Source organism: Allorhizobium sp. GW101-3B10 (genome assembly GCF_059424725.1).
On the sequence record NZ_JBWKZR010000001.1, the window covers coordinates 2,255,824 to 2,269,256 of the forward strand.

At 64.1% G+C, this 13,433-nt stretch carries 11 protein-coding genes; 8 read left to right on the plus strand and 3 right to left on the minus strand.

The features are described from left to right. Positions 1 to 138 precede the first annotated feature (138 nt). From AC07Y0_RS11115 to AC07Y0_RS11150, 8 genes are all read left to right on the plus strand, one after another. The gene (locus AC07Y0_RS11115) at positions 139 to 1,374 is read left to right on the plus strand and encodes an MFS transporter (RefSeq protein WP_498677207.1); all 1,236 of its coding nucleotides are present in this window, start codon (positions 139 to 141) and stop codon (positions 1,372 to 1,374) included. A 92-nt stretch (positions 1,375 to 1,466) separates the two neighbouring features. Further along, entirely contained in the window at positions 1,467 to 2,870 is a 1,404-nt protein-coding gene (locus AC07Y0_RS11120) for a multicopper oxidase family protein (protein ID WP_498677208.1), read from the plus strand. A 100-nt stretch (positions 2,871 to 2,970) separates the two neighbouring features. After that, positions 2,971 to 3,876, plus strand: coding sequence for an MBL fold metallo-hydrolase (locus tag AC07Y0_RS11125; protein ID WP_498677210.1), 906 nt, complete (start codon positions 2,971 to 2,973; stop codon positions 3,874 to 3,876). Between the two features lie 127 nt (positions 3,877 to 4,003). After that, positions 4,004 to 5,149: a ribonuclease D gene (gene rnd / locus AC07Y0_RS11130; RefSeq protein ID WP_498677212.1), complete on the plus strand. Its 1,146-nt coding sequence runs from the start codon at positions 4,004 to 4,006 to the stop codon at positions 5,147 to 5,149. Positions 5,150 to 5,153: 4 nt separating this feature from the next. Then, complete coding sequence (locus AC07Y0_RS11135; protein WP_498677214.1) at positions 5,154 to 5,648, plus strand: GNAT family N-acetyltransferase; 495 nt, start codon at positions 5,154 to 5,156, stop codon at positions 5,646 to 5,648. Between the two features lie 10 nt (positions 5,649 to 5,658). Then, the gene (locus tag AC07Y0_RS11140; protein WP_498677215.1) at positions 5,659 to 6,657 is read left to right on the plus strand and encodes a small ribosomal subunit Rsm22 family protein; all 999 of its coding nucleotides are present in this window, start codon (positions 5,659 to 5,661) and stop codon (positions 6,655 to 6,657) included. Next, positions 6,641 to 7,645, plus strand: coding sequence for a DUF2891 domain-containing protein (locus AC07Y0_RS11145; protein ID WP_498677217.1), 1,005 nt, complete (start codon positions 6,641 to 6,643; stop codon positions 7,643 to 7,645). Before AC07Y0_RS11140 ends, AC07Y0_RS11145 begins: the two co-directional genes overlap by 17 nt. 141 nt (positions 7,646 to 7,786) lie before the next feature. Then, complete coding sequence (locus AC07Y0_RS11150; protein WP_498677219.1) at positions 7,787 to 9,142, plus strand: esterase-like activity of phytase family protein; 1,356 nt, start codon at positions 7,787 to 7,789, stop codon at positions 9,140 to 9,142. Positions 9,143 to 9,214: 72 nt separating this feature from the next. Here the strand turns inward: AC07Y0_RS11150 and AC07Y0_RS11155 are convergent, their stop codons facing one another. The 3 genes from AC07Y0_RS11155 to AC07Y0_RS11165 all read right to left on the minus strand — a co-directional run bounded on the left by AC07Y0_RS11155 (position 9,215) and on the right by AC07Y0_RS11165 (position 13,430). Then, positions 9,215 to 9,520 carry a RhiA family protein gene (locus tag AC07Y0_RS11155; RefSeq protein WP_498677222.1) on the minus strand — a complete coding sequence of 102 codons (306 nt, stop codon included), beginning with the start codon at positions 9,518 to 9,520 and terminating at the stop codon, positions 9,215 to 9,217. A 184-nt stretch (positions 9,521 to 9,704) separates the two neighbouring features. Next, positions 9,705 to 11,225 carry an exopolyphosphatase gene (ppx, locus tag AC07Y0_RS11160; RefSeq protein WP_498677223.1) on the minus strand — a complete coding sequence of 507 codons (1,521 nt, stop codon included), beginning with the start codon at positions 11,223 to 11,225 and terminating at the stop codon, positions 9,705 to 9,707. Between the two features lie 12 nt (positions 11,226 to 11,237). Next, positions 11,238 to 13,430 carry an RNA degradosome polyphosphate kinase gene (locus AC07Y0_RS11165; protein ID WP_498677225.1) on the minus strand — a complete coding sequence of 731 codons (2,193 nt, stop codon included), beginning with the start codon at positions 13,428 to 13,430 and terminating at the stop codon, positions 11,238 to 11,240. Positions 13,431 to 13,433 lie beyond the last annotated feature (3 nt).

Here is a 13,433-nt window from a genome sequence, read left to right on the forward strand (position 1 = left end):
ACGTCCACATGCATCCGTCGAAATCGAAATGACTTGCGCCGCGATCGGCGCTGTCCTTGCCGGAGAAGCTCCTCTAAGAATGCGGATTGGAAGGAGCCCCTAACGATTCGGGCGCCGGACAGAACAGAAAATCCGTCAATGTCGCCGATCCGCCCGCTCATCCCCCTTCTCGTCACCGCCGGCATCCTCATCGGGGGCAATGGCCTGCAGGGCACGTTCATCTCGCTCAGAGCACTCGAGGAGGGCTTCTCGACCTCCACCATCGGGGTGATCGGCACCGGCTACAATATCGGCTTCGCGATCGGCTGCATCTACATCACCCGCATCATCCGTTCGATCGGCCATATCCGCACCTTTTCGGCGCTCGCGGCAATCGCTTCCGCCGCATCGATCTCGATGCTGCTCGCGATCAATCCGGCATCGTGGTTCACGATGCGGCTCCTGCAGGGGCTCTGCTTCGCCGGCCTCTTCGCCGTGGTCGAAAGCTGGCTCAACGCCCGCGTCACCAATGCCACGCGCGCCCGCACGCTCTCCGTCTACCGTTTCGTCGACCTCGGCTCCGTGACGCTCGCGCAATACCTGATCCCTGCCGTCGGCATCAGCGGATTCGAACTCTTCGCGATCGTCTCGATGGCACTCACCCTTTCGCTCGTGCCGATCTCGTTTGCCGACCGATCGAGCCCCGAACCACCGGAGGCGGTGCGCTTCGATCTGAAACTGCTGTGGAAGGTGTCGCCGCTGGCGACCGTCGGCTGCATCGTCGTCGGGCTCACCAATTCGAGCTTCCGTTCGCTGGGGCCGATCTATGCCGACGGCATCGGCATGTCGGTCACGTCTATCGCCACCTTCATGAGCGTCGGCATCTTCGCGGGCGTGGTGCTGCAATATCCGCTCGGGCATTATTCCGACAAGCTCGACCGCCGGCTGATCATTCTCATCGCCACCTTCGGCGCCTTTGCCGCCGGCCTGTTCCTGACCTTCATCGCGGGAACCAACGCTTTTCTCAACTTCGTCGGCATCTTCCTGTTCGGCGCTTTCGCCATGCCGCTCTATTCGCTCTGTTCCGCCCATGCCAACGACCACGCCGCGCCCGGACAACATGCGCTGGTTTCGGCGGGAAGCCTGTTCTTCTGGTCGCTCGGCGCGGTCATCGGCCCGCTGTTCGCCTCCGTCATGCTCGACAGGTTCGGACCGCGCGCGCTGTTCATCTACATGGTCGTCGTGCTCGCCGGCTTCATGGTTTACACGCTGAGCCGCATGCTGGTCCGCGAAGGCGTGCCGACGTCGAGACGCAGCATGCGCTTCCGCAACCTGCTGCGCACCTCGACCTTCTTCAACAAGCTCGCGGCACCGCCCTCCGACAGGGACGAATAGGTGCCCCTGCGGCAGTTTGGCCGCCCTTCGCATATTGCTGAAAGCCGAAGTCAACTTTAAACAGGACCCGACGACAATCCCCGGGGACTCCCATGGCCATTCTGACCCGCCGAAATCTGTTGAAGGCTTCCGCCGTGGCCGGTGCCTATGGCGCGGGCATGGCGCTGGCGCCGCGTCTTTCGGCGCTTGCCGCTGGCGATCCCGCCCTTCTCGAGGCCCGGATCGTCGAGGCCATGCTCGACGGCAAGGGCAAGACCCGGAACGTCATGACCTATGCGACCGGCCCCATCGGTGCCGATCCCATGCCGCCGGTGCTTCGCGCCCGGCGCGGCGAGAAATTCGCCACCCGTTTCGTCAACCATCTCGACGAGCCGACGACAGTGCACTGGCACGGGCTGCGGATCGACAATGCCATGGACGGCGTGCCCTTCGTCACCCAGCCTTACGTCTATCCCGGCGACAGCTTCGACTATGCCTTCACGCCGCCCGATGCCGGAACCTTCTGGTATCATCCGCACTGCAACACGTTGACCCAGATCGGCAGAGGCCTCGCCGGCATGCTCATCGTCGAGGATCCGAAGGACCCGGTCTTCGATGCCGAGATCGCGCTCAACCTGCGCGACTGGCGGCTCGGCGGCGACAGCCAGTTCATCGAGCAGTTCAAGGCGCGCGATGCGGCAAAGTCCGGCACGTTCGGCACGGTGCGCACCGCCAACTGGCAGCCCTCCCCCGGCTATGACGCGCCTTCCGGCGGTCTCGTGCGCGTGCGCATCCTCGTTGCCGACGTCACACGTCTCTACAATCTGAAGCTCGCCGGTGCCGAGGCGCTGATCGTGGCGATCGACGGACAGCCCGTGCCCGTCACCATGCCGCTCGACATGGCGGTGGTCTCTCCCGGCCAGCGGCTCGACCTCGTCATCCGCATGCCCGATAGCGAGGGAATGGTGGTGGCGCTCGAGGACATCCGCCCCTCGACGCCGAAGACCGTGGCAAGCTTCCGCAGCGTCGGGCCCTCGCTGAAGCGCAGCCTGGGCGACGTGCCGCCCCTGGTCGCCAACCCGGCCGCCGAACCGGATCTCGCCAATGCGACGCCGATCCCTCTCGTGCTCAGCGCCACGGCGGAAGAGGCGGCAAAGGATTCGATCTGCGGCTCACTCGGCTATTCCTTCTGGGCGATCAACAAGGTTCCCTATCCGGGCGACACGCCCGATCCCATGGCACCGCTCGCCGAGATGAAGCTCGGCCGCACCTATCTGCTCAACGTCGAGAACGTCACACCACACGCCCATCCGATCCATATTCACGGCGTGAACTTCAAGGTCGTCTCCTCCTCGACGAGGCAGGTCCTGCCGCTCGTCTCGGACACCTATCTGATCCTGCCCGACGAGAAGGTGCAGCTCGCCGTGGTGGCCGACAATCCGGGCGACTGGGTGTTCCATTGCCATATTATCGAGCATCAGAAGACCGGGATGACCGGCTATGTGCGCATCGTCTGAGACCCCGCGGGGCAATTGACAACTGGCGGGACGTCGCGTGGGATGCGATAGTCTGGGCGTTTCCATCCTGCCGCGCCGTCACGCCACAAGGAGCCATGCCTTGCCGAATCTCGCCGCCACCATGACCGTGCTTGAGCCCTATCCCGGTCTCTATGCCTATTACGACGGCCGGATCGCCGGAAAGCGCCTTCATTCCGAGGCGGAGAACTGGCTCGACGATGGCGCCTATTCGCTCGGCATCGCCACCTATGCGCTGGTCTCGGGCCATGAGGCGATCGTCTACGACAGCCACACCTCGCTCGACCATGCCCGGGCGGTGCGCGACCATCTCGAATGGTTGGGCGTCACCAGCATTCGCCTTGTGCTCAGCCACTGGCACACCGACCACATCGCCGGCAATGCCATCTTCGCCGACTGCGAGATCATCGCCAACCGGCTGACCGCGAGAACGCTGGAAGAGAACGTCCAGACGCTCGCCCGCGCGACGCCGCCGATCAATCCCGTCGTCATGCCGAACCGGTTGTTCGACAGGCAGATGACGCTGACGCTCGGCGAGCGGACGGTCGAACTGATGCAATTCGACATACACAGCGCCGACGGCACCGTGCTTTTCCTCCCCGACGAGGGCATCCTGCTGGCCGGCGACACGCTGGAGGATACCATCACCTATGTCTCCGAGCCCGAGCATATCGCCACCCATATCGCCGAACTCAACCGGCTGAAGACCTTGCCGATCCGCCGCATCCTGCCGGACCACGGCGCGCGCGAGCAGATCGCCTCGGGCGGCTACGAGCCGAGCCTGATCGACGCCAATCGCGACTATCTGCAACGCCTGGTCGATCGCGCCGAAGACCCCATGCTCGATGGCCTCTCCCTGCGCGACTTCGTTGCCGAGGATATCGCGGCCGGGCGCATCATCTATTTCGAACCCTATGAAGTGGTTCACCGCGCCAACATCGCCGAGGTGCGCAAGGCACGCGGGATCGCGGCCGCCGATCCGGCCTGACATGTCCAGCCGTGCGAAAAGCCGTGCGGCAATGCCCTGCGAGGGCGCGCAATGGGCCGTTCATATTGACATCACCGGTCGAAAGGGGAACTAAGGTTGATCAACTCTATTTCATGACCGAGCCCCAATGATCGAGACCACTGCCGCATTAGAAGAAGCCTGCCTCAAGCTGGCCCAATCGGATTTCATCACCATCGATACCGAGTTCCTGCGGGAAACGACGTTCTGGCCGGAACTCTGCCTGATCCAGATGGCGAGCCCCGACCTCGAAGTGATCGTCGATCCGCTGGCCAAGGGCCTCGACCTTGCGCCCTTTTTCACGCTGATGGCCGACACCTCGGTGATCAAGGTGTTTCATGCCGCGCGGCAGGACATCGAAATCATCTTCCATCTCGGCAACCTGATCCCGCATCCGATCTTCGACACCCAGGTCGCAGCCATGGTCTGCGGCTTCGGCGACAGCGTCTCCTACGACCAGCTCGTGCAGAAGGTGAAGAACGTCCATATCGACAAGACCTCGCGCTTCACCGACTGGAGCCGCCGGCCGCTGTCGGAAAAGCAGCTCGACTATGCACTGGCCGACGTCACCCATCTGCGCGACGTCTACCTGAAGCTCAAGGAAGAGCTGGACCGCGAGGGTCGCGCCGGCTGGCTGACCGAGGAGATGGCCATCCTCGAATCCCGCGAAACCTACGACCTGCATCCGGACGACGCCTGGCAGCGGCTGAAGATGCGGCTGCGCAAGCCGCAGGAACTCGCCGTCATGCAGTATGTCGCCGCCTGGCGCGAACGCGAGGCGCGCAACCGCAATGTACCGCGCTCGCGGGTGCTGAAGGACGACGCGATCTACGAGATCGCCCAGCAGCAGCCGAAGGACACGGATGCGCTGAGCCGGCTGCGCACCATCCCCAAGGGCTGGGAACGCTCGACCTCGGGCGCCGCGATCATCGAACAGGTCAATGCCGCCCTCGCCCTGCCGAAGAGCGACATGCCGCATGTCAACCGCCATAGCCATGCGCCCGAAGGCGCCCAGGCCGCGGTCGAACTGCTGAAGGTCCTGCTTCGCCTGACCTCGGAAAAGCACGGCGTCGCCTCCAAGGTCATCGCCAATACCGAGGATCTGGAAAAGATCGCCGCCGAGGGCGAGAGTGCCGACGTTCCGGCCATGCATGGCTGGCGGCGGGAATTGTTCGGCGACGTCGCCCTGAAGCTCATTTCCGGCGGCGTCGGCCTGCGCTTCGTCGACAAGCGCGTCGAAGCGGTGGAGTTCTGATCCGATGACAGCCGTGACGCTTCGGCGGGCAACCCCGGACGACATCGGCTACGTCATGCAGGTCGAGCGGCTGCCGGGCTATGACCATTTCATCGGCCAGTTCGACGCGGATCGACATCGGCAGCAGTTGGATGATCCGGCGATGGACTATTTCATCGGCGAGGACGAGGCCGGTTCACCCGTGGGCTTCACGATCCTGAGCGGACTCGACAACCGCGACGGCAATATCTGCATCAAGCGCATCGCCGTCGCCGTGCCGGAACGCGGATACGGTTCACGCATGCTGGCCGCCGTCATCGACCACGCTTTCTCGACAACGCCCGTGCATCGGCTCTGGCTCGATGTGGTCAAAGACAACGGCCGCGCCTGGAACGTCTATCGCAAGGCCGGCTTCCAGGACGAGGGCATCCTGCGGGAGGCCGTGGTCACGCCGGACGGCGGGCGGACCGATCTCGTCATGATGTCGATGCTGTGGCCCGAATGGGCCGCGCGCAGTTAAGGTCCGTCCGATGGAACTGCCCGCCCCGCTCAGAGCCGCCGTTGAGCAGATTCTGGCGCACGAGCCGATCGAGCGCCTGGCCCGCGCCAGCGAGAAACTCTCCGACCGCTATCGACGGGAAGTCCGCGACGGTAAATTCCATCTTGATGGCGAGCTTGCCGCCAAGGCCTATCTCGCCACCCGCCTGCCGGCGACCTATGCCGCGGTGCGCGCCGCCCTTTCCATGGTCGAGGAGGCCTCCCCCGAATTCCAGCCGACAAGCCTTCTCGATTTCGGCGCCGGACCCGGCACGGTGTTCTGGGCGGCGAGCGACGCCTGGCCGGAACTGGATCGTGCCACGCTCGTCGAGGCAAGCCCCGCCATCCGATCGGTCGGCGCGGCGCTGGCGAATCACTCGAACGTGAAGACAGACTGGCTCGCCGGCGACATCACCGGCACCGTCCCGCCGCTCGAACCGGCCGACCTGGTCACGCTCGCCTATGTGCTGGACGAGATTGCCGAGACGGCCATTCCGAATGTCGTCCAGCGGCTTTGGGATCTCACCGCGCACACCATCATCATCGTCGAACCGGGTACGCCGGCCGGATGGCGGCGCGTTCTTGCGGCGCGGCAGACGCTGATCGATGCGGGCGCCAAGGTCGTTGCGCCCTGCCCGCACGCGCAGACCTGTCCGATCGCGGCGCCGGACTGGTGCCATTTCTCGCGCCGGGTCGCGCGTTCCAGGGTTCACCGGCTTTCCAAGGGGGCCGAAGTGCCGTGGGAAGACGAGAAATACATCTTCATCGCCGCCTCGCGCCACGCCGCCGCGTCGCCGGCCGCCCGCGTGCTGGCACCGCCGCGCACGTCGAGCGGGCTTGCCAGGCTGAAGCTCTGTCTCGCCGACGGTCGGGCCGAGGAGCTGACCGTCAGCCGCCGCGACGGCGCGGTATTCAAGGCGGCCCGCCGCGCCGACTGGGGCGACGCCTTCGAACCGGAAACCGGGAATGTGCGCGATGAAGACGACGCTTGATCGCGAGACCGCCGACCGCTTCGCGCGGATCGCCCTTGGCCATGTCGAGCGGGAATATCCGCACAAGCCTGGCCATGTGCTTGCCGGGTCAAGCGAGGTGCAGGGCCCGCGTGCGACCCATCCGCTCTTCTTCGGCAGCTTCGACTGGCATTCCTGCGTGCACGGCTACTGGATGCTGGTGCGGTTGCTCAACCGCTTTCCCGACATGCCATCCGCGGAGGCAATCCGCACACTGCTGTCTCGCCGGCTGACGGACGAGAGCATCGCCGGCGAATGCACCACCTTCGATCGCCCGATGAATCGCGGCTTCGAGCGCCCCTATGGCTGGGGCTGGCTGCTGAAACTCGCCGCGGAACTGGAGGCGGCCGAAGACCGCAGCTTTTCCCGGACCTTGCAGCCGCTGACGGAGCGGATCGTCGCGCGCTTTCACGCGTTCCTGCCGGTTGCCACCTATCCGGTGCGGGTCGGCACGCATTACAACACCGCCTTCGCCCTTCGCCTCGCCGCCGACTACGGCGAAGCGGTTGGTGACGAAAGCTTCATCGATCTGCTGCGCACGACGGCGCTCCGCTGGTATGGCAACGACGAGAATTGTCCTGCCTGGGGCGAACCCTCGGGCGACGACTTCCTGTCCTCGACGCTGATCGAGGCGGAATGCATGCACCGGCTGCTGCCTGCTTCGGATTTTGCCGACTGGTTCGGCCGCTTCCTGCCAGGCCTCGAAAGCAGCGAGCCCGAGACCTTGTTCTCACCGGCCGCGGTGTCGGATCGCTCCGACGGCAAGATCGCCCATCTCGACGGGCTCAACCTGTCGCGCGCCTGGTGCTGGCGGTCGCTGGCCGCATCCGTCGCAGAGACGGATGCCCGCCGGACGATCATGGATGCGGCGGCCGCCCGCCATCTGCAGGCCGCCCTGCCCCATGTCGCCGGCGACTATATGGGCGAGCACTGGCTGGCGAGCTTTGCCGTGCTGGCGCTGGAGGCATGAGGACATCCTTCGCCACTGCGCGCCCACTGGTTGCTGTCACGCTGGAGGACGGTCACCTAAAATTCATAGAACAGAGATCGCTCTGACACGGGCGCTCCCTAACCATGCCGCGTCCTGACAATTTTCAGAAACGGTGACGCCATGAAAAACCATCTCTTTGCCTCCGTATGCCTTTTCCTTCTCGCCGCTCCGGCCTTTGCCGAAGAGGTCGCCTTTCCGGCCAAGCTCGTCAGCCATGCCGTCCTGCCGGCCAATTCGATCATCGCCGCCCCGGCCGACTCTCCGGTCCATCTGAAGACCTCGGGCAAGTTCACCACCGCCGACCGCAAGCGCGCGGAGGGCCTCGGCACCGTGCCCGGCAAGGACGGCGTTCGTCCGACGGGGCTCTCGATGCCCTTCGACGGCCAGGCCATGCAGGGCTTTTCCGGCATCAAGACCATGGAAGACGGCACGTTCTGGAGCCTGTCCGACAACGGCTTCGGCTCCAAGATCAACTCGTCCGACTCCATGCTGATGCTGCATCACATCAAATTCGACTGGGATGCCGGCAAGGTCGAACACCTCGAAACCGTATTCCTCTCCGACCAGGACAAGAAGGCGCCCTTCCCGATCGTCATGGAAGGCGCCGCGCAGCGCTACCTGACCGGCGCGGATTTCGACGTCGAATCGATCCAGCCCACGGCCGACGGCTTCTGGGTCGGCGAAGAATTCGGCCCCTATATCCTGAAGTTCAGCAAGGACGGCAAGCTGACCGACGTGATCCCGACCAAGGCCGGCGAGATCGAGGTGAAGTCGCCGGACAATGCGACGCTCGTCGTTCCGGCCAATCCGACTGCCAAGATGCCTGTCTTCAACCTGAAGCGTTCGGGTGGCTATGAGGGCATGGCGATGGCGAAGGACGGCACCAAACTCTACGGCCTGCTCGAAGGTCCGCTGTTCCTCGAGGACGGATCCGTCGAGAAGGCCGACGGCCTGACCGCGCTGCGCATCATCGAACTCGACACCGCCGACAAGGCCTGGACCGGCCGTTCGTGGCTCTATCCGCTGTCGGAAGGCGGCGAGGCCATCGGCGACTTCAACATGATCGACGGCACCACAGCGCTGGTCATCGAGCGCGACAACGGCGCCGGCGCGGCCGACAAGGCCTGTGCCGACCCGAAGAAGCCGGAACCGACCTGCTTTGCCACGCCTGCCAAGCACAAGCGCATCTACAAGATCGAGATGACCGACGAGAACGCCGGCAAGGCCGTTCGCAAGATCGGCTACATCGATCTGATGAAGATCGCCGATCCGGACAACAGGAAGCGTCAGGGCGGCGGCGAAGGTTTCTACGACATGCCGTTCGTCACGATCGAAGATGTCGACGTGATCGATGCCACCCATATCGTCGTCGGCAATGACAACAACCTGCCCTTCTCGGCCGGCCGCGCGCTCGACAAGGCGGACGACAACGAATTCGTGCTGCTCGAGGTCGGCGAATTCCTCGCCGCGAAATAAGCCGGTCCAATGCTGCAAATACAGGAAAGCCGGCGGGAGATCCCGCCGGCTTTTGCCGTCTGAAGCGTGGCTTCAGAGATAGAGCACGTTGCTCGTCGGCGGCTCCCAGTTCTGCGCCTTGCCGGAAAGGTCGTAGGCATAGCTGCCGTCCGCGTTCTGCTGCGTAGACGGCTTCGTCGTGGCGGGCGTCTGGGCGCCTGCCGAGGACAAATCATCGTAGGTGTAGGACTTGGTCCAGTCGATCGATGTCCCGGTCGACGGAGCCTTGGTCATCCAGGCCAGGCTCGCGGCGTCCGTCGTCTGCGGCGACTTCTGGAAGATAGTATAGTTTGCGCCACTGCCGGAATTATTGACGACCGATATGCTGTAGGATGTCATGATCGTATTCACCTCGTTATGTCGAATATCGACAAACTATTGCGAACACCGGCAAATACAACGACCGGAACTGGGCGCATTTCCTTTGTAAAACAGGTGGTTAAACGGCAACAAACATAACAGATAAAATGCAATCGAATACATGCAGTCCATCCGATGCAGCGTAGTGGACCGACGGCCGCTGTTATTCGAACCGGAAAGCCAGCCGCTTGCCGGTCAGGCGCGCCAGCTGCTGCAGCCGGCCATCGAGGCGTTCGCCGGCGAAATCGCGATAGGCCGAGGGCACGACGAATTCGAGGTCGAGATCGGGCCGCTGCGCCTTGCGGAAGGTCAGGTTGTGGACGATGCCGGGCATCGAGGCGGAGAACAGATAGACCACGCGGAGCAATCCGCCGAGCAGCTTGGCGCGCTCCAGCAGGCGTTCGGTGGCGATCGTCGCCAGCGGACCGGTCTGGCCGTCGTCGTTAAGACCCTCGAAGCGATAGTAGTTGGCGAGCGCGATGAAGGCGCGACCCGGATGGGTGATACCGACGAAGGACGAGTGGGCGATGATGTTCAGCGCCTGCAGGCCGCGATAGTCGGGATGGGCGCGCCAGCTGATGTCGGCGAGCAGGCAGGCCGCTTGCCGGTAGCGGCTTTCCTCTTCGGTCTCGGCGACGTCGAAATACGGCATCATCCGGCCCGTCCAGTCGGCGAGTTCGCGGGCGTGCTCGGGCGAGCGGGCGCGCAGGATCGCCAATTCGTCGGCTGCGGTGAGAAGCGGATCGAGCGCCCGGTCTTCTTCCGACAGAAGCGAATAGAGATAGCCCTCACGCACGCCTTGCGCAGAAAACGACACGCGCGCCGGACGCATGGCGTCCAGCACCTCGCGCATGGCGATCGCGCCGTAGGGCAGCAGGGATCGACGGCTCTTGGAGATCGCGCCCCAGGCCGGATCGCGGACGCTGGCGCCGGAGATGATCTCGTCGAGGAACTGGGCGATCTCGTCGAACTGCAGTTCGTAGCCCTGCATCATGTGCAGCGGGTATTTGCGCATTTCCATGTGCAGCTTGGCGATGTTTCGCCAGGTGCCGCCGACCGCATAGAAGGTGCGGCCCCTGCCCCGCTCCAGCATAGCAGCCGGGCGGATGAGCTTGCGGGCATAGGCCCGCGCCGCGCCGAGCGAGCCGCCGGCCGTCTCCGACAGCCTCAGGCCGCCGAGCGGTAGGGTGATCCCGGTGCCGAGGTCGCGCCCCTTGATGTCGATGAGTTCGAGCGAGCCGCCACCAAGGTCGCCGGCAATGCCGTCCGGATCGTGGAAGCCGCTGACGATGCCGAGAGCGGAATAAAGCGCCTCCTGCTCACCGGTCAGAACCTCGATGCCGTGACCGAGAATCTCCTCGGCGCGGCGGATGAAGTCGGGGCCGTTCGCCGCCTCCCGGGCAGCCGCCGTGGCCAGCACATACATCGCGGTCGCCCGCGCCTGGCGCGACAGGGCGCCGAAGCGCCGCAGCGAATTCAGCGCGCGGCCCACGCCCTCGTCGTCCATCCGTCCGGTGGCCGCGAGACCCTTGCCAAGACCGCAGAGCACCTTCTCGTTGAACAGCACCGTCGGCGCTCGCGACAGGCCTTCATAGATGACCAGTCGGATCGAGTTCGAACCGATGTCGACGACGGAGACAGGGGCTATGCCAGGCAACCGCCCCTGCGCTTCTGATCTTGTCATGAAGTACCAGTTTTATTGTTTCCTGCCGGAGATGATCCCGGCAATCAGTTTCGGCGCGCTTTCTTTCAGCGATTCTCCCCGACCCGAAAGGCTCGGATTGGTCATGAAATAGTGTTGCGCGTTAAAAGGTTCCTCGCCGGGCCGCACTTCCATGCGCCGCGACGTTCCGTCGGGCAATATCTCGTAGCTCTGTTGGTTGTCAATCAAGTTGCCCAGCATGATCTGTGAAAGAACCTGCTCATGGACGGTCGGATTGACGAGCGGCACGAGCGTCTCGACGCGGCGGTCGAGATTGCGCGGCATCATGTCGGCCGAGCCGATATAGACCAGCGCATTTTCCGACGGCAAGCCGTAACCGTTGCCGAAGCAGAAGATGCGGCTGTGCTCGAGGAAACGGCCGACGATCGACTTGACGCGGATGTTGTCGGACAGACCCGGAACGCGCGGGCGCAGGCAGCAGATGCCGCGGATGACGAGGTCGATCTCGACGCCGGCCTGGCTGGCGCGATAGAGCGCGTCGATGATGTCCGGGTCGACCAGCGAATTCATCTTCATCCAGATCGCCGCCGGCTTGCCGTTCCGGGCGTGCACGGTCTCTTCCTCGATGTGCCGCAGGATGCGGGGGCGCAGCGTGTAGGGCGAGACTGCGAGCTTCATGCCCTCCTCCGGTTCGCCATATCCGGTGATGAAGTTGAAGACGTTCGCCATGTCGTGGGCGATCTTCGGGTTGCAGGTGAAGAAGGACAGGTCGGTGTAGATCTTCGCCGTCACCGGGTGGTAGTTGCCGGTGCCGAGGTGGCAATAGGTCCTGAGCTTGCCATCCTCGCGCCGCACCACCATCGACATCTTGGCGTGGGTCTTCAATTCGATGAAGCCGAAGACGACCTGCACGCCGGCACGCTCGAGGTCGCGCGCCCAGCGAATATTGGCTTCCTCATCGAAGCGCGCCTTGAGTTCGACAAGTGCGGTCACCGACTTGCCGGCATCGGCGGCATCGATCAGCGCGCGCACGATCGGGCTGTCGTTCGAGGTGCGGTAGAGCGTCTGCTTGATGGCCAGCACGTCTGGATCGCGCGCCGCCTGCAGCAGGAACTGCACGACGACGTCGAAGGACTCATAAGGGTGGTGGACCACCATGTCCTTCTCGCGAATCGCCGCCAGGCAATCGCCGGCATGTTCGCGCACGCGTTCCGGAAAACGGGCATTATAGGGCTCGAAGCGCAGGTCTTCGCGCGGCGCCTTGGCGATTTCGGAAATGGTGTTGAGCGCGAGCAGGCCCGGCAGAACCGCGACGCGGTTGTCGGGAACGGCCAGTTCATGCACGACGAACTGGCGCAGGCCGACCGGCATCTCGGAATCGACTTCGATGCGGATCACCGATCCGCGGCGGCGGCGCTTCAGCGCCGTCTCGAAATAGCGCACGAGATCCTCGGCCTCTTCCTCCACTTCGATATCGCTGTCGCGGATGATGCGGAAGGTGCCGAAACCCTTGACCTCGTAGCCGGGATAGAGCCGGTCGATGAAAAGGCCGACCATGTCCTCCAGGGTGATGTAGCGGATCGTCGACCTGTCGTCCGGCAGGCGGACGAAACGGTCGAGCGTCGGCGGCAGGCGCAGTAGGGCCGTCATCGGCTCCCCGGTGCGCCGGCTCTCGAGCTGCAATCCCATCGTGAAGCCGAGATTGGGAATGAAGGGGAACGGATGGGCAGGATCGATCGACAGCGGCGTCAGCACCGGGAAGATGGATTCCTCGAATTCGGTCGCCAGCCAGGAGCGATCCTCCGCCGAAAGCGCCGCCGGCCGCACGATCAGGATGTCTTCCTTGGCGAGATACTGCTGCAGGACGGCCAGCGAAGCCTGTTGCTCCATCTGCAGATTGTCGATTTCCTTCAGAATGTCGTCGAGCTGCTCGGCCGGCGTCTTGCCGTCCGGGCTGCGGATGGAAATGCCCTGCCGGACCTGTCCTTCGAGACCGGCGACGCGGACCATGAAGAATTCGTCGAGATTGGCAGCCGAGATCGACAGGAAACGGATGCGTTCCAGCAGCGGATGCGCCGTATTGAGGGTTTCCTCGAGCACGCGGCGATTGAACTGCAACCAGGAGAATTCGCGGTTGATGAAGCGCAAGGGGCTGCTGGACAGATCCTCCGGCGCCTCCCCCACGACCACGTCGGGGGTATTCGTCTCAGTCACCACAGAATCCATTGC

Excerpts from the sequence above, each read along its gene's own strand:
- AC07Y0_RS11120 (WP_498677208.1), top strand. The coding sequence starts at position 1,467 with ATGGCCATTCTGACCCGCCGAAATCTGTTGAAGGCTTCCGCCGTGGCC.
- rnd (WP_498677212.1), top strand. The coding sequence starts at position 4,004 with ATGATCGAGACCACTGCCGCATTAGAAGAAGCCTGCCTCAAGCTGGCC.
- AC07Y0_RS11150 (WP_498677219.1), top strand. The coding sequence starts at position 7,787 with ATGAAAAACCATCTCTTTGCCTCCGTATGCCTTTTCCTTCTCGCCGCT.
- ppx (WP_498677223.1), bottom strand. The coding sequence starts at position 11,225 with ATGACAAGATCAGAAGCGCAGGGGCGGTTGCCTGGCATAGCCCCTGTC.
- AC07Y0_RS11135 (WP_498677214.1), top strand. The coding sequence starts at position 5,154 with ATGACAGCCGTGACGCTTCGGCGGGCAACCCCGGACGACATCGGCTAC.
- AC07Y0_RS11115 (WP_498677207.1), top strand. The coding sequence starts at position 139 with ATGTCGCCGATCCGCCCGCTCATCCCCCTTCTCGTCACCGCCGGCATC.
- AC07Y0_RS11155 (WP_498677222.1), bottom strand. The coding sequence starts at position 9,520 with ATGACATCCTACAGCATATCGGTCGTCAATAATTCCGGCAGTGGCGCA.
- AC07Y0_RS11165 (WP_498677225.1), bottom strand. The coding sequence starts at position 13,430 with ATGGATTCTGTGGTGACTGAGACGAATACCCCCGACGTGGTCGTGGGG.
- AC07Y0_RS11145 (WP_498677217.1), top strand. The coding sequence starts at position 6,641 with ATGAAGACGACGCTTGATCGCGAGACCGCCGACCGCTTCGCGCGGATC.
- AC07Y0_RS11140 (WP_498677215.1), top strand. The coding sequence starts at position 5,659 with ATGGAACTGCCCGCCCCGCTCAGAGCCGCCGTTGAGCAGATTCTGGCG.